The organism is Flavisphingomonas formosensis, assembly GCF_009755815.1.
Classification (GTDB): domain Bacteria; phylum Pseudomonadota; class Alphaproteobacteria; order Sphingomonadales; family Sphingomonadaceae; genus Flavisphingomonas; species Flavisphingomonas formosensis.
The window spans coordinates 15,455-34,235 of the sequence record NZ_WRPK01000010.1 but is presented as its reverse complement, the minus strand read 5'-3'; the positions used below and the strand labels follow the sequence as shown (position 1 = coordinate 34,235).

Annotated in this window: 17 protein-coding genes; 12 read left to right on the top strand and 5 right to left on the bottom strand. The window is 66.0% G+C overall.

The window, feature by feature from the left end; all coding sequences use genetic code 11:
• Positions 1–35: 35 nt before the first annotated feature.
• Positions 36–887, top strand: a complete 852-nt coding sequence (locus GQY20_RS23785) for a LysR family transcriptional regulator (protein ID WP_157219647.1) — start codon at positions 36–38, stop codon at positions 885–887.
• A 41-nt stretch (positions 888–928) separates the two neighbouring features.
• Here GQY20_RS23785 and GQY20_RS23780 read toward each other — a convergent pair whose 3' ends face one another.
• Positions 929–2,617, bottom strand: coding sequence for an FAD-dependent oxidoreductase (locus GQY20_RS23780; protein WP_157219646.1), 1,689 nt, complete (start codon positions 2,615–2,617; stop codon positions 929–931).
• A gap of 289 nt (positions 2,618–2,906) precedes the next feature.
• On the opposite strand from GQY20_RS23780, the gene GQY20_RS23775 reads away from it, so the two are divergent.
• Positions 2,907–3,878, top strand: a complete 972-nt coding sequence (locus tag GQY20_RS23775) for an alpha/beta fold hydrolase (RefSeq protein WP_157219645.1) — start codon at positions 2,907–2,909, stop codon at positions 3,876–3,878.
• Between the two features lies 1 nt (position 3,879).
• Positions 3,880–4,500 (top strand): nuclear transport factor 2 family protein, encoded by a 621-nt coding sequence (locus GQY20_RS23770; protein ID WP_157219644.1) that lies wholly within the window; start codon positions 3,880–3,882, stop codon positions 4,498–4,500.
• A 166-nt stretch (positions 4,501–4,666) separates the two neighbouring features.
• On the opposite strand, the gene GQY20_RS23765 is transcribed toward GQY20_RS23770, so the two are convergent.
• The 4 genes from GQY20_RS23765 to GQY20_RS23750 are packed head-to-tail and all read right to left on the bottom strand — an operon-like array spanning position 4,667 to position 7,905.
• Entirely contained in the window at positions 4,667–5,824 is a 1,158-nt protein-coding gene (locus tag GQY20_RS23765; protein ID WP_157219643.1) for an MFS transporter, read from the bottom strand.
• 41 nt (positions 5,825–5,865) lie between these two features.
• Positions 5,866–6,525, bottom strand: a complete 660-nt coding sequence (locus GQY20_RS23760; protein WP_157219642.1) for a Dabb family protein — start codon at positions 6,523–6,525, stop codon at positions 5,866–5,868.
• Positions 6,518–6,868, bottom strand: a complete 351-nt coding sequence (locus tag GQY20_RS23755; RefSeq protein ID WP_157219641.1) for a hypothetical protein — start codon at positions 6,866–6,868, stop codon at positions 6,518–6,520. The genes GQY20_RS23760 and GQY20_RS23755 overlap by 8 nt, the downstream gene beginning before the upstream one ends.
• Positions 6,865–7,905, bottom strand: coding sequence for an NADP-dependent oxidoreductase (locus GQY20_RS23750; RefSeq protein ID WP_232476222.1), 1,041 nt, complete (start codon positions 7,903–7,905; stop codon positions 6,865–6,867). The genes GQY20_RS23755 and GQY20_RS23750 overlap by 4 nt, the downstream gene beginning before the upstream one ends.
• A gap of 193 nt (positions 7,906–8,098) precedes the next feature.
• Between GQY20_RS23750 and GQY20_RS23745 the strand changes: the two genes are divergently transcribed.
• The 9 genes from GQY20_RS23745 (at position 8,099) to GQY20_RS23705 (ending at position 18,615) form a co-directional block, all read left to right on the top strand.
• The gene (locus GQY20_RS23745) at positions 8,099–8,935 is read left to right on the top strand and encodes an SDR family NAD(P)-dependent oxidoreductase (RefSeq protein ID WP_157219640.1); all 837 of its coding nucleotides are present in this window, start codon (positions 8,099–8,101) and stop codon (positions 8,933–8,935) included.
• Between the two features lie 112 nt (positions 8,936–9,047).
• Positions 9,048–9,947, top strand: coding sequence for an NAD-dependent epimerase/dehydratase family protein (locus GQY20_RS23740; RefSeq protein ID WP_157219639.1), 900 nt, complete (start codon positions 9,048–9,050; stop codon positions 9,945–9,947).
• A gap of 2 nt (positions 9,948–9,949) precedes the next feature.
• The gene (locus GQY20_RS23735; RefSeq protein WP_157219638.1) at positions 9,950–10,750 is read left to right on the top strand and encodes an SDR family NAD(P)-dependent oxidoreductase; all 801 of its coding nucleotides are present in this window, start codon (positions 9,950–9,952) and stop codon (positions 10,748–10,750) included.
• Positions 10,751–10,782: 32 nt separating this feature from the next.
• Positions 10,783–11,460 carry a TetR/AcrR family transcriptional regulator gene (locus GQY20_RS23730; RefSeq protein ID WP_157219637.1) on the top strand — a complete coding sequence of 226 codons (678 nt, stop codon included), beginning with the start codon at positions 10,783–10,785 and terminating at the stop codon, positions 11,458–11,460.
• A 180-nt stretch (positions 11,461–11,640) separates the two neighbouring features.
• Positions 11,641–12,852, top strand: coding sequence for an acyl-CoA dehydrogenase family protein (locus tag GQY20_RS23725; RefSeq protein ID WP_232476221.1), 1,212 nt, complete (start codon positions 11,641–11,643; stop codon positions 12,850–12,852).
• Between the two features lie 62 nt (positions 12,853–12,914).
• Positions 12,915–15,080 (top strand): PQQ-dependent dehydrogenase, methanol/ethanol family, encoded by a 2,166-nt coding sequence (locus tag GQY20_RS23720; RefSeq protein ID WP_157219636.1) that lies wholly within the window; start codon positions 12,915–12,917, stop codon positions 15,078–15,080.
• Between the two features lie 4 nt (positions 15,081–15,084).
• Positions 15,085–15,528, top strand: a complete 444-nt coding sequence (locus tag GQY20_RS23715; protein WP_157219635.1) for a MaoC/PaaZ C-terminal domain-containing protein — start codon at positions 15,085–15,087, stop codon at positions 15,526–15,528.
• Positions 15,521–17,182, top strand: a complete 1,662-nt coding sequence (locus tag GQY20_RS23710) for an AMP-binding protein (protein WP_157219634.1) — start codon at positions 15,521–15,523, stop codon at positions 17,180–17,182. The genes GQY20_RS23715 and GQY20_RS23710 overlap by 8 nt, the downstream gene beginning before the upstream one ends.
• 23 nt (positions 17,183–17,205) lie before the next feature.
• The gene (locus tag GQY20_RS23705; RefSeq protein ID WP_157219633.1) at positions 17,206–18,615 is read left to right on the top strand and encodes an aldehyde dehydrogenase family protein; all 1,410 of its coding nucleotides are present in this window, start codon (positions 17,206–17,208) and stop codon (positions 18,613–18,615) included.
• Positions 18,616–18,781 lie beyond the last annotated feature (166 nt).

Genomic DNA, 18,781 nt, shown 5'->3' with positions numbered 1-18,781 from the left:
TGGTCAGCGCACAGTCCCTGTGCAATAGTGCACGCATGGCGATCGAGTGGGACGACATTCGCATTTTTCAGGCCACGATCCGCGCGGGCGACTATTCCAGCGCGGCGCGAAGGCTGGGGCTGGACCGCACGACGATCGGCCGCCGCTTCACCCGGCTGGAGCGGGAGGCGGGCACCAGCATCTGGGAACGCACGGTCGACGGCTATCGGCCTACCGCCCGCGGCCGGGCGATCCTGCGCGCCGCAGATGCGATGGAACGGGCGATGGAGCGCATGCTCGTCGAGCTCGACATAGCGAACCCGGCCGCCGGCCCGATCCGTCTCGCTGGAACAACCGGCATAGCCAGCCTGCTGCTCGGCGACATCGCTGCGTTCCGCGAGCTCCAGCCGGGCGTGCCGGTCGAGGTGACGGGCGCGCGCGATGCGATCGAGGCATTGCACCAGCGCCAGGCGGACATCGGCATCGCCTTCGCCTCGGCCAAGCCGCTCGACCTCGCCGGCATCCGCATCGGCCGGATCAGCCAGGACCTCTATGTCGCCCGCGGCGCCGATCCGGAACGGCGGATCGGTTGGGGCCACGCCGTGCAACTCGCCAACCCGCAGCCCTGGGCGCGGCTGAACGTCGTCGAAGGCACGATGCTGGCCTGCGAGGTGGACAGCCTTCCGGCGATGCTGGACGCGGTGCGCGCGGGCATCGGCGCGGCGTGGCTCTGGACCTTCCTGGGTGACGCGGAACCGGCACTGATGCGGCTCGAGGAGGAGGCGCCGCGCGGCGCGGCGACCGATCTCTGGCTGCTCCACCGCGACGTAGCCGGCATCGAGAGCGCTGCGCTGGCGCTGCGCGACCACCTCGCCATGGCGCTGGGGCGATGGCTGGCGGGAGCGTAGAACTCCCGTCATCGCGACTTTTATCGGATGACGGGGTGTTCCTACTCGTTGATCCCCATCGCGTCCGCCGCGGCGAGATAGCCGAAGGTCATCGCCGGGCCGAGGGTCGAGCCGGCGCCGGGATAGGAATAGCCCATCACCGAGGCCGCGACGTTGCCGATCGCATAGAGGCCCGGAATGATGCTGCCATCCTCGCGCAGCACATGCGCGCGTTCGTCGGTGATGAGGCCGCCATTGGTGCCGATGTCGCCGAGATGCAGCGGCACCGCGTAGAAGGGCGCCTTCTCCACCGGGCCGAGCGTCGGGTTCGGCGCCACGCTCGGATCGCCGTAGAGCCGGTCATAGGCCTGGTCGCCGCGGCCGAACTCGGTATCCTTGCCCGCCTTCGCCATCGCGTTGAAGCGCGAGACCGTGTCCTCCAGCACCTCCGGCTTCACCTTCATCTTCTTGGCCAGCCCGGCGATGGTCGAGGATTTGAGCAGCACCTTCTTGGCGCCTGTGGACAGCGCGAAATCCGGGATCAGCGGCAGCACCGCGCCGACCGGATATTTGAAGCGATAGGTGGCGTCGAACACGAACCAGCTCGGATCGACCTTGCCGTCCTTCTTGTTCACCTGGATCATCGTCTCGGCGAAGCGATGATAGGCCAACGCCTCGTTGGCGAAGCGGCGGCCCTCCTGGTTGACGATGATCGAATAAGGCATCGCCCGTTCCATCGTCGACAGCCGTCCCCGATCCTCGCCGGGCACGAAGAACATCGGTGCATACCAGGCGGAGTCGAGGTTCCGCGTCGCGGCCCCGTGACGCATCGCTTCGAGCAGCGCGTCGCCGGTATTGTTCACCTGGCCGCCGCTGATGTTCGGATTATACGCGTCCATCAGATATTTGCGGCGCAGCTCTGCATTGCGCTCGAAACCGCCGGACGCGAGCACGACGCCCTTGCGCGCCTCGATCCGCACCTCCTTGCCTTCGTGGCGGACGACGGCGCCGACGATGCGACCATTCTCCTCGATCAGCGAGACGAACGGGCTCTTCAGCCACATCTTGGCGCCGGCCTTGTCGAAGGCGTTGCGCAGCAGGCCCATCAGCGCCGGCGCCAGGGTCAGCCGCCGGTCGCTCTTGCTGCGCAGCCGCTGCGGAATGTCGAGCCAGTAGCGCGCCATCATGGAGCCGACGGTCTTCCACCAGCCCTTTGGGCGATAGAGCGCGATATAGGTTTCCGCAAACAGCCAGTTGATCCGGCCGAACAAGCTGGCGGCCGGTGAGACGCGCTGCATCGTGTCGAATGCCTCGCGGTTCATCTCGCGGGCATCGAGCACGCCGGGCAGGAGATGGGTGCGATAGCCCTCGCGGCTGCCTGGAACCTCCGGGTAATAATCCGGATAGGGCAGGGCGGCGAACACCACGCCGGCCTTGTCCTCGGCCCATTTCAGCATGCGATGGGCATTGTCGACATAGGCGCGGACCAGAGAATCCGGCACATTCTGCGCGGTCAGCGCACGGATATACTGGAATGCGTCGTCAAGATCGTCCGGGTGGCCGGCCGCGGCTGCCTGATGGCTGCCCGGAATCCAGACGCCGCCGCCCGACGTGCCGGACGTGCCGCCCCAGAGCGCGCCTTTCTCGACCAGCAGGACGTCCCCGCCATGCTGCGCAGCACGCAATGCGGCAACCAAACCGCCGCTGCCCGATCCCACTACCAGCAGATCGACGGATTTGTCGAAAGCCATTCCGTTCATCTCCCACGCGCTGCGATCCATGCAGCATCTGCGCTACGCTAGACCAAGTTCGTTTCGGGCGTAATCGTGCCCGAAGCGTGAATCCCGGCCCTGCTCGCCGCAAGCGGGGCCCGATCCACGCCTTTTGCCAAAACGCAAAAGCGTTTCCGCGAAAGACGATTGCGCCCTAGTGCGAAGGGATTGGCATTGCTGTCAACGCAAATGAAACTAATGTGGGCCCGATCGGTCAAGTTGACACAATCCAGAGCCCGGCATCGAAACCGGCGGGGAGGGAGGGGCCATGGCGGAGTGGATGCACCGGCACGCGACGATGAACGGCATCGCCATGCATTATGTGGAGCAGGGCGAGGGGCCGCTCATCATCCTCTGCCACGGCTTCCCGCACCTCTGGCTGAGCTGGCACCGCCAGATCCCGGCGCTCGCCGCCGCCGGCTGGCGCGTCGTCGCGCCGGACATGCGCGGCATGGGCCAAACCGAGGCGCCCGCCGATGCCTCGGCTTATGATGTCGACCACACCGTCGGCGACCTGATCGGCCTGCTCGATCATCTCGGCGAGGAGAAGGCAGTGTTCGCCGGCCTCGATTTCGGGGTCTTCGCGATCTACGACCTCGCCCATCGCCATCCCGATCGGGTGCGCGCGGTGATCGGCCTCGAAAACCCGCACTTCCCCGATCGACCCGACATCACGCCGCTCGCCGAAGCGGCCGACTGGGCGACGCGCCATTTCGTCCATATCGACTATTTCCGCCCGGTAGGGCCGGCCGATGCGGACCTTGCCGCCCAGCCGCGCCGCTTCCTGCACAAGGTGTTCTACACCCTCTCCGGCGACTTCCATTATATCGACATCTGGAAGCATCCGCCCGGCACCACCTATATCGACGCCATGCCCGAGCCGCCGCCGCTCCCCTGGCCCTGGCTGGAAGAGTGGGAGCTGGAATGGCTCGTCTCGGAATATAGCCGCACCGGCTTCACCGGCGGGCTCAACTGGTATCGCGCGATGGATCTGCGCTGGCACCAGCGCGCGCCCTATCGCGGCCTCAAATGCACGGTGCCCTTCTATTTCATCGGCAGCGAGAATGACGTCGACCTCGAGGTGTGGCACGGCGACGGCCCGATCGAGGCGATCCGGGAGCATTATGAGGATGTCCGCCGCGTGGAGATGCTGCCCAAGGCCGGTCATATGATCCAGCTCGAGCGATCCGCCGACGTGACCCGGCTGATGGTCGAATTTCTGAACGACATAGGGAGATAGAATGTCCGCCGATCTCGAAGCCCGCATCGATCGCCTCGAATCAATCGACGCCATCCGCCAGCTCGCCGCGAAATACAGCTTGGCGCTGGACATGCGCGATGCGGACGCCTGGGTCGGCCTGTTCCCCGGGGATGTGAAGGTCGGCAACGGCGAGACCGGGCGCGCCGCTTTGCGCGCCTGGTTCGACGACACGATGCGCCAGCAGTTCGACGGCACCTCGCACCATATCGGCGGCCACATCATCGAGTTCGACGATCCCGATCATGCCCAGGGCGTTGTCTATTCCAAGAACGAGCATGAGACCGGCCCGGAATGGGTGATCATGCAGATGATGTATGTCGACAAATATGAGCGGATCGCCGGCCGCTGGTATTTCCGCCGTCGCCTGCCGCTCTACTGGTACGCGACGGATCTCAACAAGCCGCCGATCGGATCGCGCAAGATGCGCTGGCCGGGCCGCGAGCCCTATGAGGGCGGCTATCACGATTATTTCCCGTCCTGGAAGGAATTCTGGGCGCGGACCAAGCCGTCGGACGCGCCGGTGACCGAGCCGGCGCCGCTGGAGAGGTTCATCGAGACGATGCGCCGCGGCGCGAAGCCGCCCACCGTGCGGGTGCGCTGACCTTCCGTCGTCATCCAAGCTTAGCTCACGGGATTTTCTCGACCCGTTTGCACTGAGCTTGTCGAAGTGCTCCCTTTTTTGTCGGATGAAGAAGACAGGAAGGGGCTTCGACAAGCTCAGCCCAAGCGGGTTGTCGAGACCGTGCCCACCGACAGGGGGGGCGCGTTTAAGCCCGCCGCCGCACGCTCGCGGCCAGCACTGCGCCGAGCAGGAAGAAACCCATCTGTCCGATCATCGCCGCGGCATAGCTGCCGGTCCGGACGAAGATCAGCCCGGCCAGCGGTGCGCCGCCAGCGATGAAGGGCAGGTTGACGAGGTTGCTGAAGCCATAGGCCCGGCCGAAGCTCGCCGGCCCGAAATGCTCGGCGAGCGCCGTCCCGAATGCCGCGACCAGCCCCGCGCCACCCACCCCGATCAGCGCGATGAGCACGGCCAGTATGGCATAGCCGGGCTGCAGCAGCAGCAGGCCCCAGAGCAGGATCTGGCCCACGCAGTTGATCATCAGCGCGCGGGCGCCGCCCACCTTGTCCGCCAGCCAGCCGAAGGCGAGCGACCCCGCCATGCCCGCGCCGGCCATGATCGTGACGAGCAGCGCGGCCTGCGCGGGCGCGACACCCCAGCCGATCGTCATTGCCACGATATGCGTGGAGAGGATCGTGCCGCCGGTCGCGATCGCGGCGGCCGCGATCGTCATCTTCCAATAGGTCGCGTTGGTGGCGAGCGCCGCGGTGCTGAGGCCCTGGTCGGGCGAGGCAGTGGTATCGCCGGCGTCGACATCGGACGCAGCCGGCAGATGCTCGACGATGAACCAGAGGATCGGCACCAGCGCCAGCGCGACGACCGCCATCGCGCGATAGGCGAGGGTGAGCCCGCCAATGCCGAGCAGCGCCGTCACCGCCAGCGGCGTCAGCATCACGAAGATCGGCATGTTGACGATGCCGAGCGCACGCCCGCGGCCGGACACGAACCAGCGCGCGGTGAGCGCCGAAGGCAACACCACGCTCAGGAACACGAAGCCGGGCCCGATCAGCAGCGCATAGGCCGCGAGGTTGAACGCGATCGTCGTCGCGAAGGAGAGGGCCAGATAGCCCGCCGCGGTCAGCAGCGCGCCGAGGATCATCAGGCTGCGGATGGTGAAGCGGCCGCTCAACGCGCCGACGACGGGGCCGAGCAACGACATGCCGATCATTACGAGCGGCATGCCGAGCACGCTCACGTCGCGCCCGACGTGCAGCGTCTCCTCCAGCGGCTTCAGCAGCACGCCGAAGGATCCGAACATCAGGCCGACGCCGACATTCTGCGCCAGCGCGGCGATCCCGGCCATGCGCCAGGCGAGCGGATGGTTCGCTGGCGCGACGGCGGCGTTCAGACGATCACCGGCCGCTGGATGGCGCAGAAGGTGTGTACCAGGATCGAATCGACGAGATGCTCGGTATATTCGGTGTCGAACCAGCGCTCGACATGCGCCCAATGCACCGGGTGCATCATATAAGGGCCGTTGAGCCCGTCGAGATCGCGATATTCCTGCTCCCAGACCGTGGTCCAGGGACGGTCGCCCTCGGCCTCGTCCGCGGTCGAAAGCTGCCAGCGCAGGATCGAGCGGACATGGTTCGGCATGCCCGACGTCTGGTCGGCGAAGGCTTCCAGCCGCTCGGGCGTGGGGTTCACATTGGCGCAGAACAGGGCGACACGGAACAGGCCCGAGCCGTCCGAGGATCCGCCCGAGCGTCCGCCCGGATAGGCGACGCGCTGCACATAGGAGATGGTCGCCTTGTCGTCGATCAACGCCTTGGCCGGCGCCCAGGTCTCGCTCGCCATGGCCGCGTCGGCAGCCGCCTTGTCGTCGAAGACGAGCCGCAGCAGATAGTCGCCGCCATTATAGACGCCGGGCAGGGTGGGCTCGAACATCACGTTGCGCACGCCGGGCAGGGCGGCCGCGGCCTTGCCGACCGTCGCGGCAAAGGCGTCGCGGCCGGCGGCGTCCAGCCCCGGCGCGAAGGTGAGCACGGAGAGCAGATTATACATTGTCATACTCCGCGAGCATGTCGGCATCGGCCAGGGTCGAGCGCCGCCGCGATTCGATGAAGGCGGGTGCTTCCTCGTTCCACCACCGGCTCACGTCGGCGTCGGGCCGCGCGACATGCTTGCTGCCCCAGACCGCGCCGGGATTGGGCAATGTCCAGACGAACAGGAGCCGGTTGGGGGCATCGTCGAGCCACATCGCCGGCTCCACCATGCGGTGCGCCAGGGTCATGCCGCGTGCCTGCGCCTTGGGCACGTAACGCTCCATATAGGCGGCGAGGAATGCCGGGCCTTGGCCCGGCTTGGTCGTCACCTCGTCGAGGATCCAAATCGGCGCGTCACTCATTCTCCCAGGCTCCCGTCCACCTCGAGCAGGATCTTGCCGCGGACATGGCCGTCGGCGACGCGGCGCTGCGCTTCGCCCGCCTCGGTGAGCGGCATCACCTCAATCTGCGGCGCGCGGATCTTACCTTCGCCGAGCACCTTCACCAGCGCATTGAGTTGTCGTTCCTGGTTCTCGAATGTCGACATGGTGTGGATCACCTTGACGCCGAGCTCCTCGGCGCGGGCCGCGTCCGGCATCGGCTCGTTCGCGATCAGCGTGCCGATCGGCGCGACGATGCCGCCGCGCTTCACCATCTCGATCGAATCGAGCAGCGAGCCCTGGCCGACCGTGTCGACGACCAGGTCGACGCCCTCGGGCGCCCAGGCCTGCACCGCCTCGCGCACGCCGCCCTCGCGATAATTGATCACCAGATCGGCGCCCATCGCGCGCATATAGTCGATATTGGCCGGCCCGCAGGTCACCGCGACCTTGGCGCCCGCCATCTTGGCGAGCTGCAGCGCATAGGTTCCCGTGCCGCCGGCTCCGCCATTGACCAGCACGATGGAGCCCTCCTTGGTGCCGCCGACGTCGAACACCGCCTGCCAGGCAGTGATCGCCGCGGTCGGCATCGCAGCCGCGTCCTTGAGCGACACATGGTCCGGCAGCTTCACGACGCGCTCGCGGTCCGAGGCGACATATTGCGCATAGGAGCCGCGCTCGCCCCGGCCCATGTTGGAGGCGGTGACGACCCGGTCGCCGACCTTGAGGTCCGTGACGCCTTCGCCGACCTCGGAGACGAGGCCCGCGGCATCGAAGCCGACGACGAACGGAAACTGATATTCGAAGAACTGCGACAGCCAGCCCTCGCGGGTCTTCCAGTCGGCCGGATTGACCCCCGCATAGGCGACCTGGACGATCACGCCGCCGGGCGCCGCGCGCGGCCGCTCGATCGTCGCCAGATGCAGCACTTCGGGCCCGCCGAAATGATCCAGCACCATCGCCTGCATGCTCGCCTGGTCCGCCCCGGCCTCCGCCGTGTTCGATGCCGTCACGCTCATCGGAATGCCGCTCTCCCTGTGTCTCGCCACCGTTGCTGGGCGATTGATTGCAGCGCGGTTCTGCCCTTCGCGCAACGCAAAAGCAAAGCGATTCTGCTGACAGATGTGACAATGCGTGAAACATAGTTGCCGTACTCGCGATATAGCGATACTCGACTCGTCAAAATTCGGGCCAATGAGCGGGAGAGCGGGCTTGATCGATTTCAGCGGTAAGATCGTACTCGTCACCGGTGGCGGCGTCGGCATCGGGCGCGCCACGGCGGAGGCGTTCGGCAAGGCCGGCGCGAAGCTTGCCGTCATCGAGAAGCGTCAGGATCGCGCCGACGATGTCCGTCAGGCGCTGGAGGGCGCGGGCGTGGAGGCGATGGTCGTGGTCGGCGACGTCACCGATTCCGCGACGGTCGCCAGGCTGGCGGAGGATATCGACGCGCGCTTCGGCGGGCTCGACGTGCTGGTCAACAATGTCGGCGACTTCCTGATGATCGCCAAGCGCTTCTGGGACATGACCGACGACGAGATCGAGCGTCTCTACGCGGTCAATCTGCGCCATATCTTCTCGGTGACGCGCGCGATGATCCCGCTTCTGCGCAAGAAGGGCGCCGGCAGCAGCATCGTCAGCGTCTCCTCGATCGAGGGCTTCCGCGCCATCCCCAACGGCGCGGTCTATGCGGCGTTCAAGGCGGGCGTCACCGGCTTCACCAAGAGCCTCGCGGTCGAGCTCGCGCCGGAGGGCATCCGCGTCAACCTGATCGCGCCGGAGACCACCGACACGCCGCAGGTCGCGATCTGGAAGATGATCGCGCCCGAACATCGCGAGCATATCAAGAGCTGGATCCCGATGGGCCGTTTCGGCGAGCCCGAGGACATGGCCGGCGGCATCCTGTTCCTGGCGAGCTCGCTCGCCGGCTGGATCACGGGCACGTCGCTCCACATAGACGGCGGCGCGCTGGCCGCGGGCGGCTGGTACCGCGACGTCAACGGTACCTGGACCAACGTTCCGGTGATCACCGGCAACGGGATGAATTTCTAGCGCAGTCGTCACCCTGAACTTGTTTCAGGGTCCATCGTGCAGAACGCACGGACTATGCAGATTGAGAAGTGGATGCTGAAACAAGTTCAGCATGACAAGAGGAAGTATACCGATGAAGATTTTGGTGGTCGGCGGCGGCGGGATGATCGGCGGCGATGCCGCGCTGCGCTACAAGGCGATGGGCCATGACGTGACCATCGCCGGGCGCAACGCGCCGCAGGCCGGCACGCCGCTCGGCAATCTGCCCTTCCTCAAGGGCAATTATATCGAGAACAGCTTCGACAAGGCGGATCTCGCCAAGTTCGATGCGGTTGTCTTCGCGGCAGGCAACGACGTGCGCCACATTCCGCAGGATGGCGGCGACGACTATTGGCGTCAGGCGAACAGCATCGCCATCCCGCGCTTCTTCGAATCGCTGAAAGTCGCGGGTGTGAAGAACGCCGTCAACATCGGCAGCTTCTATCCGCAGGCCGCGCCGCAGCTCGTCGAGGGCAATGCCTATATCCGCTCGCGCAAGGAATCCGACGAGGGCGTCTGCGCGCTCGCCGATGGCAATTTCCGCTCGATGAGCGTCAACGCGCCCTTCGTGCTCGGTGCCGTGGATGGGCTGATCATCCCGATGTTCGTCGCCTATGTGCAGTTCGGCCAGGGCAAGCTCGGCCTGCCCGAGACGGTGCCGCCGGGCGGGGTCAACTTCATCTCGTGCCGCTCGCTCTCCGAGGCGGTGTTCGGCGCGATCGAGCGCGGCGTGCCTGGCACATCCTACCTCGTCGGCGACGAGAATCTCAGCTTCCAGGACTATTTCGGCCTGTTCTTCGAAGCGGCTGGCCGTCCGAAGCCAGAGGTGAAGGACGAGGAGATGGCGCTGCTGCCGGATGTCGCGATCTTCTTCGGACGCGGCAACACGCTCTATTACGAACCCGACGCGGAGGAGAATGCGCTGCTCGGTTATCGGCGGGGCGACATCAAGGCGGCGGTTCAGGGGCTCTACGACCAATATAAGGATATGTGAGGATGACGAAGCGGCTCACGGGCAAGGCAGCGATCGTTACCGGCGGAGGAGACGGCATCGGCCATGGCATCGTGCGCCGCCTCGCCTCCGAAGGCGCGCGCGTGCTGGTGGCGGAATTCAACGCCGAGACCGGCGCGCGCACGGCCGAGGAGACGGCGCGCGAATATGGCGTCGAAGTTGCGTTCCTGCAGGTCGACGTGACCGACAAGGCGCAGGTCGAGGGCATGATCGCCGACGCCCAGAGCCGCTTCGGCACCGTCGACATCCTGGTCAACAACGCCTGGGGCGGCGGCAACATCAAGCGCATCGAGAATAAGAGCGACGCCGATATCCAGCACGGCGTGACGATGGGTCTCTATTCGGCGATGTGGGCGATGAAGGGCGCGTTCCCGCTCATGAAAGCCAGCGGCTGGGGCCGGATCGTCAACCTCTGCTCGCTGAACGGCGTCAACGCGCATATCGGATCCGCCGAATATAATGTCGGCAAGGAGGCGCTGCGGGCCTATACGCGCACGGCCGCACGCGAATGGGCTCCCTACGGCATCACCTGCAACATCGTCTGCCCGGCCTCCATCAGCGCCTCCTATCGCGCCTTCCGTGCGGCCAATCCCGAGACGGCGCAGCACATGGATTCGATGAATCCGATGGGCCGCATGGGCGATCCGGAGACCGATATCGCGCCGGTGGTGGCGTTCCTGTCGAGCGAGGACAGCCGTTACATGACCGGCAATACCCTGTTCGTCGACGGCGGCGGCCACATCAACGGCGTCGCCTGGGCGCCGGAGCTGCCAGACGCGGCTTGATCGCCGCCCGTCATCTCGTAAACAGGCGGGCTATGTCCCGTTCTGTCGCTCCTGCTGCTTCCACGCCCCGTCTCGTCGGCCGTCCGCGCCGGCTTACCCTCGATGGCCTGCTCGATACGGCCATCGAGATGGGGCTGGCCGATCTCAACATGAAGGATCTGGCCGCGCGGCTGGGCGTCGGCATTGCCACTCTGTACCGTTATGTCGCCAACCGCGACGAGCTGATCCGCCTCGCCTCCGGGCGCCAAGCCTATCGCCAGACGCCGGCGGACACGGGCCAGCCGCTTGCCGAACTGGTGCGCGACTATGCTGCTTCGCTGTACAGTTCGATCGGCGCCAACCCTCATCTCGTCATCGGCTTCATCGAGGCGCGGCTGGGCATCGCGGCTGAGATCGAGTTTCTGGAAAACTATCTCGCGGCCATGCGCGCGCGGGGCTACGGCATCGCCGCGGCGATGGATCTCTATCGCTCGCTCGGGATGATCGTGCTCGGTGCGGCGGCGGCTCGTGCGCATTTCAGCGCGCTCTCCGCGCAGGGAACCGATCAGGCGACGGAGCTGGACCGTGCCTTCGCCGTCTGGGAGCCCGACGAGTTGCCCAATCTGCGCGAGGCTGCGAGCTATTATGCCGACGCCGACGCGATCTGCGACTGGCGCACCGTGCTCGATCGCATCATCGCGGATTTCGAGCGCAAGCACGGCAAGGGGTGAGCCGCTTCCTCTGATATATATGTCTGGCGGGCGATGTTTTGCGCAAAAGCGTGGCGAGCCGGGCAGGAGGTAACGGTTCACGCAAAAATCCCGGTCAGATCGCGAGGCGGCCGCGTTGACTCTAAAGTGAACGCCATTTACTTTGGCTCCAAGACCGAGAATGGCGTGTAGGAGCGGGTGGTGGCGACGATCGCGAAGGAGCTGCGGGGCGGAAATCATGCGCCTGCGGCAGGGTTCGGCCTCACACCGGATCAGCAGGAAATCCTCGATCTCGCCAGCGATTTCGCGCGCGACGAATTCTGGCCGCTGCAGCAGCGGATGGACGATGAGGAATGGTGGCCCGAGCAGACCATGCCGTCGCTCGCGCGCATGGGTTTCCTCGGCGTCACGGTCGATCCCGCGGATGGCGGCGCGGGCAGCGATTTCTTCACGTCGGGCCTGATCGCGCAGGGACTCGCGCGCTGGAACCATTCGCTGGCGCTCAGCTATGTCGCGCACGAGAATCTCTGCCTCAACAACATCGCCCGCAACGCTTCGCCGGAGTTGCGCAAGCGCTACCTGCCCGGGCTGTGCGACGGCAGCCTGATCGGCGCGCTCGGCCTGACCGAGCCCGGCGCCGGCTCGGACGCGCTCGGATCGATGGCGACGACGGCGCGTCGCGAAGGCGACAAATATATCCTCAACGGACGCAAGCTCTATATCACCAACGGCCCCGTCGCGGACGTGATCCTCGTCTATGCGAAGACCGACAAGGCTGCGGGCGCCAAAGGCATCTCCGCCTTCATCGTCGAGAAGGGCTTTCCCGGCTTCAAGGTGGCGCAGAAGCTCGACAAGATGGGCTTCCGGGGCTCGACCACCGCCGAGCTGGTGTTCGACGATTGCGAGGTTCCGGTCGAAAATCTCGTCGGCACCGAGAATAAGGGCGTCGCGATCGTGATGGGCGGCCTCGATCTCGAGCGCGCGATCGTCGCGATGCTAAACGTCGGCATGGCGGAGCGCGCGCTCGATCTGGCGGTGGACTACGCCAAGACGCGGCAGCAGTTCGGCAAGGCGATCGGCGAGTTCCAGCTCGTTCAGGGCAAGCTCGCCGAAATGTATGTCGCGGTCGAGACGATGAAGACCTTCTGTTATCGCACGCTGGCCGAGGCGAACACTCTGGATCATGGTGCTGGCGGGCGTGGCGAGATCCACAAGCTCACCGCCGCCGCGATCCTGTATGCGGCGGAACAGTGCACCCGCGTGGTGTCGGACGCCGTCCAGATCTTCGGCGGGCTCGGCTATATGCGCGAGGCGGAGATCAACCGCCTCTATCGCGCATCGAAGCTGCTCGAGATCGGCGCGGGTACCACCGAGATCCGCAAGGTGATCATCGCGGGAGAATTGCTGCGCTGATCGGGCGCGAACGGCTGCGGACCGCTCCACTGAAGGGCGGCCGCTTCAACGGGAGGAAGCATATGGCGTTCAAGCGGGCACGATGGCTGGGCGTGGCGCTGGTGGCGATGGCCATCGGCGGCTGGCAGTGGGCGGAACGGACGCAGGCGACGGCGCCGGCTGCGGCGATGGTGGACGGCAAGCGTCTCGCCAACGCGGCTGCCGATGGGGCCAACTGGCTCACTTATGGTCGCACCTATGACGAGCAGCGCTTCAGCCCGCTCGCCCAGATCAACGACCAGACCGTCGGGCGGCTCAGCCTCGCATGGTATGCCGATCTCGACACCGACCGCGGGCAGGAGGCGACGCCGCTGGTCGCGGACGGCGTGCTCTATACCACCAGCGCCTGGTCGAAGGTGTTCGCCTATGACGCGGTGACGGGCAAGCTGCTCTGGTCCTACGATCCCCAGGTGGCCGGCAAGAAGGGCTATGACGGCTGCTGCGACGTCGTGAACCGCGGCGTCGCCTTGTGGAACGGCAAGGTCTATGTCGGCGCCTTCGACGGCCGGCTGATCGCGCTCGATGCCAAGACCGGCAAGCCCGTCTGGTCCACTCAGACGACCGATACCTCGCGCCCCTACACCATCACCGGCGCGCCCCGGGTCGTCCATGGCAAGGTCTTGATCGGCAATGGCGGCGCCGAACTCGGCGTGCGCGGCTATGTCAGCGCCTATGATGCCGAGACCGGCAAGCTCGTCTGGCGCTTCTACACCGCACCCAATCCAGACGGCAAACCGGACGGCGCGGCGTCGGATGCGATCTTCGCCAAGGTCGCCAACGCCACCTGGGGCGCGAACGGCCAGTGGAAGCAGATCGGCGGCGGCGGTACCGTATGGGACACGATCGTCTATGATCAGGAACTGGACCAGGTCCTGATCGGCGCAGGCAATGGTAGCCCCTGGAATCGCCGGATCCGCTCCGGCGACGATGGCGACAATCTCTTCCTCTCGTCGATCGTCGCCCTCGATCCGGACACCGGCGCCTATAAATGGCACTATCAGGAGGTGCCGGGCGAGGAGTGGGATTTCACCGCCACCCAGCCGATCATGCTCGCCGACGTGCAGATCGACGGCAAGCCGCGCAAGGTGCTGTTCCATGCACCGAAGAACGGTTTCTTCTATGTGATCGACCGGGTCACCGGAAAGCCGGTCTCCGCCACCACCTTCACGCCCGTCAACTGGGCGGACGGCTATGACGAGAAGACCTGGCGGCCCAAGATCCGCCCGGAGGCGCGCTACAGCGAGAATGGCGGCGATTTCCGCGCGCTGCCGAGTGCGTTCGGCGCGCATAACTGGCACCCGATGGCCTATAGCCCGAAGACCGGGCTGGTCTATCTGCCGGTGCAGCTCCTGCCGTTCGGCTACAAGGACGACGAGAATTTCAAATATGTCCCGGGCCGCTGGAACCTGGGCGACGTCTCTGCCGACGGCCTCGGCCCGCGCACCGCGGCGGGCCTCGCCGCGTTGCGCGCGATGGTGAAGGGGCGCACGCTTGCCTGGGATCCGGTCGCCAAAAAGGCCCGTTTCACCATCGAGCATCCGGGGCCCGGCTATGGCGGCATCCTCGCGACTGCCGGCAATCTGATCTTCCAGGGCGGCCCGGACGGCAGCTTCGCGGCATGGAGCGCGGACAGCGGCAAGCAGCTCTGGACCTTCGACGCGCAGAGCGGCGTGATGGGTGGTCCCGCCACTTATTCGGTCAATGGCCAGCAATATGTGGCGGTGATGGCGGGGCTGGGCGGATCCTTCGGGATCAGCTCGCCGCTGGCGCCGCAGCAATATAAGCGACCGAACGGACGCGTGCTGGTGTTCAAGCTCGGCGGCACGGCGAAATTGCCGCCGTTCAAGCCGGTCGTCCCGCCCGCGCAGGATTTCGCCGGCAGCTGGTCCGATGCGACGATCGCCAAGGGCGAAGTGCTCTATGCCGGCAATTGCGGCTTCTGCCACGGGCCGTCCACTTACTCGAACGGCGTGCTGCCCGATCTGCGCCGTTCGCAGATCGCGGCCGACAAGGACGCCTACGACTCGGTGGTGATGCAGGGCGCGCTCGAGGAAAAGGGCATGGTCAACTTCTCCAAATGGATCTCGGCGGAGGATGCCGATGCCATTCGCGGCTATATCGCCAGCCAGGCCCGCATCCTGAAGCAGCGGGAGACGGCCAAGGGCGCGCCGCCCGCGCCGAAGGGCTGACGCCATGGGGTTGGCAGTCGAGGATTTCGAGGTCGGCCGGACCTTCGAGACGCGCGGGCGCACGGTGGGCGAGGGGGATATAAGCCTCTATGCCGGGCTGGTCGGCGACTGGACGCCGATCCACATGGACGATCATTTCGCGCAGGCCCAGGGCTGGCCCGCGCGGATCGCCCATGGCACGCTTCCGATGAACATGGCGATCGGCATGTTCTCGCAGATGGGCGTGCTGGACGACGGCGTGATCGGTGCGCTCGGCGTCGAATGGAGCTTCCGTGGGCCTGTCGTGCTCGGCGACACCATCTATGCCACGGTGACGGTGCTTGAGACGCGGGTGACCAGCAATCCCGCGCGCGGCGTCGTCAAGTTCGGCTTCGCGGTCCGTACCCAGGCGGGCGCGGCCGTCCAGGACGGCACGCTGACCGTGATGATGAAGACCCGCAATGGCTAGGCAGCCGGAGCCGCCGCCGCATCTGCGTACTGCGCATGATTGCTTCGCGGCGGCAGCGGCGCGGGTGCCGGACCGCGACTTTCTATGCATCCCGGCCCATGCCGGGCGGGATTATCATCCGGACGGCGTGACCTACAGCTATGCTGCAATGGCCGCGCGCATTGCCGTGGCGCGTGCGCGCTTCGAACGATCGGGCTTCGGCCATGGCCACAGCGTGGCGATGATGGTCGGCAACCGGCCGGAACATTTCGAGCAGCTCTTGGCTGCGAACGTGCTCGGCATCTGCATCGTGCCGGTCAGCCCGGACTATACGCCGGCCGAGATCGCGCATCTTCTCGGCGATTCCGGCGTCGACATGGTGATCGCCACCGCTTCCCGGCTTGCGGATGTCGAGGCGGCCGCTGCGCTTGCCGGGCGGCGCCTGCCGATCCACGATATCGATGCCTTGCCCGAACGTTTCGCGCCGCCCGTCCGTGATCCGCGCCCCGGCGTGCCCGACCGCGAAACCGTGGCGAGCCTGCTCTATACGTCGGGCACCACGGGCCTGCCCAAGGGCTGCCTCGTCTCCAACGAATATTTCGTCTCGTCCGGTCAATGGTATGCCTCGCGCGGCGGGCGGATGACCTTTGCCGACGATAGCGAGCGGCTGTTCAATCCCTTCCCGGTCTTCCACATGAATGCGGGCGTGATCAGCGCGGTCGCGATGATGCTGACCGGCGGTTGTCTGATCAGCGCCGATCGCTTCCATCCCAGGAGCTGGTGGCAGGACATCATCGGGACCCGCGCCACGATCATGCATTATATGGGCGTGATCCCGGCGATGCTGATGAGCCTGCCGCCGGCGCCCGAGGAGCGGCAGCACGGCCTCAAATTCGGCATGGGTGCCGGCGTCGCGCCGACCCTCCACGCCGCGTTCGAGGAGCGGTTCGGCTTCCCGCTGATCGAGGTCTGGGGAATGACCGAGACGGGCCGGCTGCTGCCCGATAATATCGAGCCTCGATCGGTCGACAAGCGGGCCTTCGGTCGCGCCGCGCCCGGCCTCGAAGTCCGTATCGTCGATGCCGACGACAAGGAGGTACCGCGCGGCGAGATCGGCGAGTTTACCGTCCGCCACAGCGCGGAGGAGCCGCGCAAGGGCTTTTTCTCCGGCTATCTCAACCATGAGGCGCTGACCGAGCATGTCTGGCGCGGCGGCTGGTTCCATACCGGCGACGTCGTCCGCCAGGAGGAGGACGGGCTGCTCGTCTTCGTCGATCGCACCAAGAACATGATCCGCCGTTCAGGCGAGAATATCTCGGCCGGAGAAGTCGAGGCGGCGCTCGCCTCGCATCCCGGCGTCGTCTCGGTGGCAGTTCTCGCGGTTGGCGACGATCTGCGTGAGGAGGAGGTGCTCGCCTGCGTCGTGCCGGCCGAAGGGCTGGCGCGGGATGCGGAGAGCGCCCGCGCGCTGATCGACCACTGCCGAGCCCGGCTCGCCTATTACAAGCTTCCGGGCTGGTTGATCTTCCGCGACTCTTTGCCCACAACCAATACCAACAAGGTGCAGCACCGGCTGATCTTCGCCGCCGGCGAGGATCCCCGGAAAGCCGAGGGATGCTTCGATCTGCGCCAGGAGAAGGCGGGCCACCGCACGCGCCAAGCCGCAACACACTGACCCATTCCCAAGGAGAGTATGACATGACCGCCGAACTGAAGATGCTGATCGGAGGCGAGCTCGTCGAAGGCGACGCGACGCTCGACGTCGTCAATCCTGCCACCGCCAAGACCTTCGTCACCGTCGCCCGCGCCTCCGAGGCTCAGGCCGCCAAGGCGATCGCTGCGGCGAAGAAGGCGCAGCCCGCCTGGGCGGCGCTCTCCCGCGAGCAGCGGCAGGGCTATCTCAACAAGCTCGCCGACGCGATCGACGCGAACGCCGACAAGCTGGCCCGCACCCTGACCCAGGAGCAGGGCAAGCCGCTGCCCGAGGCGCAGGCCGAGATCGCCTACACCACCATCTTCCTGCGCTATTTCGGCGGCATGGAATTGCCGGTCGAGGTCGCGCAGGATGATGCCGATCTGCGTGTCGAGGTGCATTACAAGCCGCTCGGCGTCGTCGTCGGCATCGCGCCTTGGAACTTCCCGGTGCTGATCGCGATGAACAAGGTCGGTCCGGCGCTGACGCTCGGCAACACGATCGTGATCAAGCCTGCGCCGACCACGCCGGCCGCCACGCTGATGGTGGGTGAGCTCGCCGCCAGCATCCTTCCGCCGGGCGTGCTCAACATCGTCGTCGACCAGAATGATCTCGGCGGCTTCCTCACCAGCCATCCGGACGTGAACAAGGTGTCCTTCACCGGTTCCACCGTCACCGGCAAGAAGGTCGCGGCCAGCGCCGCCTCGACCCTGAAGCGCCTGACGCTGGAGCTCGGCGGGAACGACGCCGGCGTGGTGCTCGACGATGTCGACGTGAAGAAGACGGCTCAGGGCGTAATGGCCTCGGCCTTCATGAACGCCGGCCAGGTCTGCATCGCGCTCAAGCGCCTCTATGTGCCGAGCAAGATCTATGACGAGATGTGCGACGAGCTCGCGACTCTCGCCGAGGAGACCAGCTATGGCGACGGCCTGCAGCAGGGCGTGAAGGTCGGCCCGCTGCAGAATGCCCAGCAGTTCGAAAAGGCGAAGAAATTCCTCGAGGACGCCAAGCGCGACGGCAAGATCATTGCCGGCGGCGCGGCGGGCGACGGCGACGGCTATTTCATCAAGCCGACCATCGTGCGCGATATCAAGGAAGGCTCGCCGCTGGTCGACGAGGAGCAGTTCGCGCCGATCCTGCCGGTGATCCAGTATGACGACATCGACGATGTCATCGCCCGCGCCAACGACACCAATATGGGCCTCGGCGGCTCGGTCTGGTCGTCTTCGATCGATCGCGCCTATGAATATGCCAAGCGGGTGGACAGCGGTACGGTCTGGATCAACCACCACACCCATTTCGCGCCGCACATTCCGTTTGGCGGCGCGAAGGAGAGCGGCATCGGCGTGGAGTTCTCGGCACACGGCCTCTCCGAATATGCTCAGAAAGCGGTGATCAGCATCAACAAGCATTGATCGCGAAGCGTAGGTAAGAACTCTCCCGCCTGCGGGCTGCGTTATTACCCATCGCTGATTTTTGGAGCGTTTCTTCTTCGTCACCCCAGCGAAAGCTGGGGTCGCTCTCGACAGTCACCCGGCTACCGGTTGAGAGTGATGCCAGCATCCGCTGGCATGACGAAGC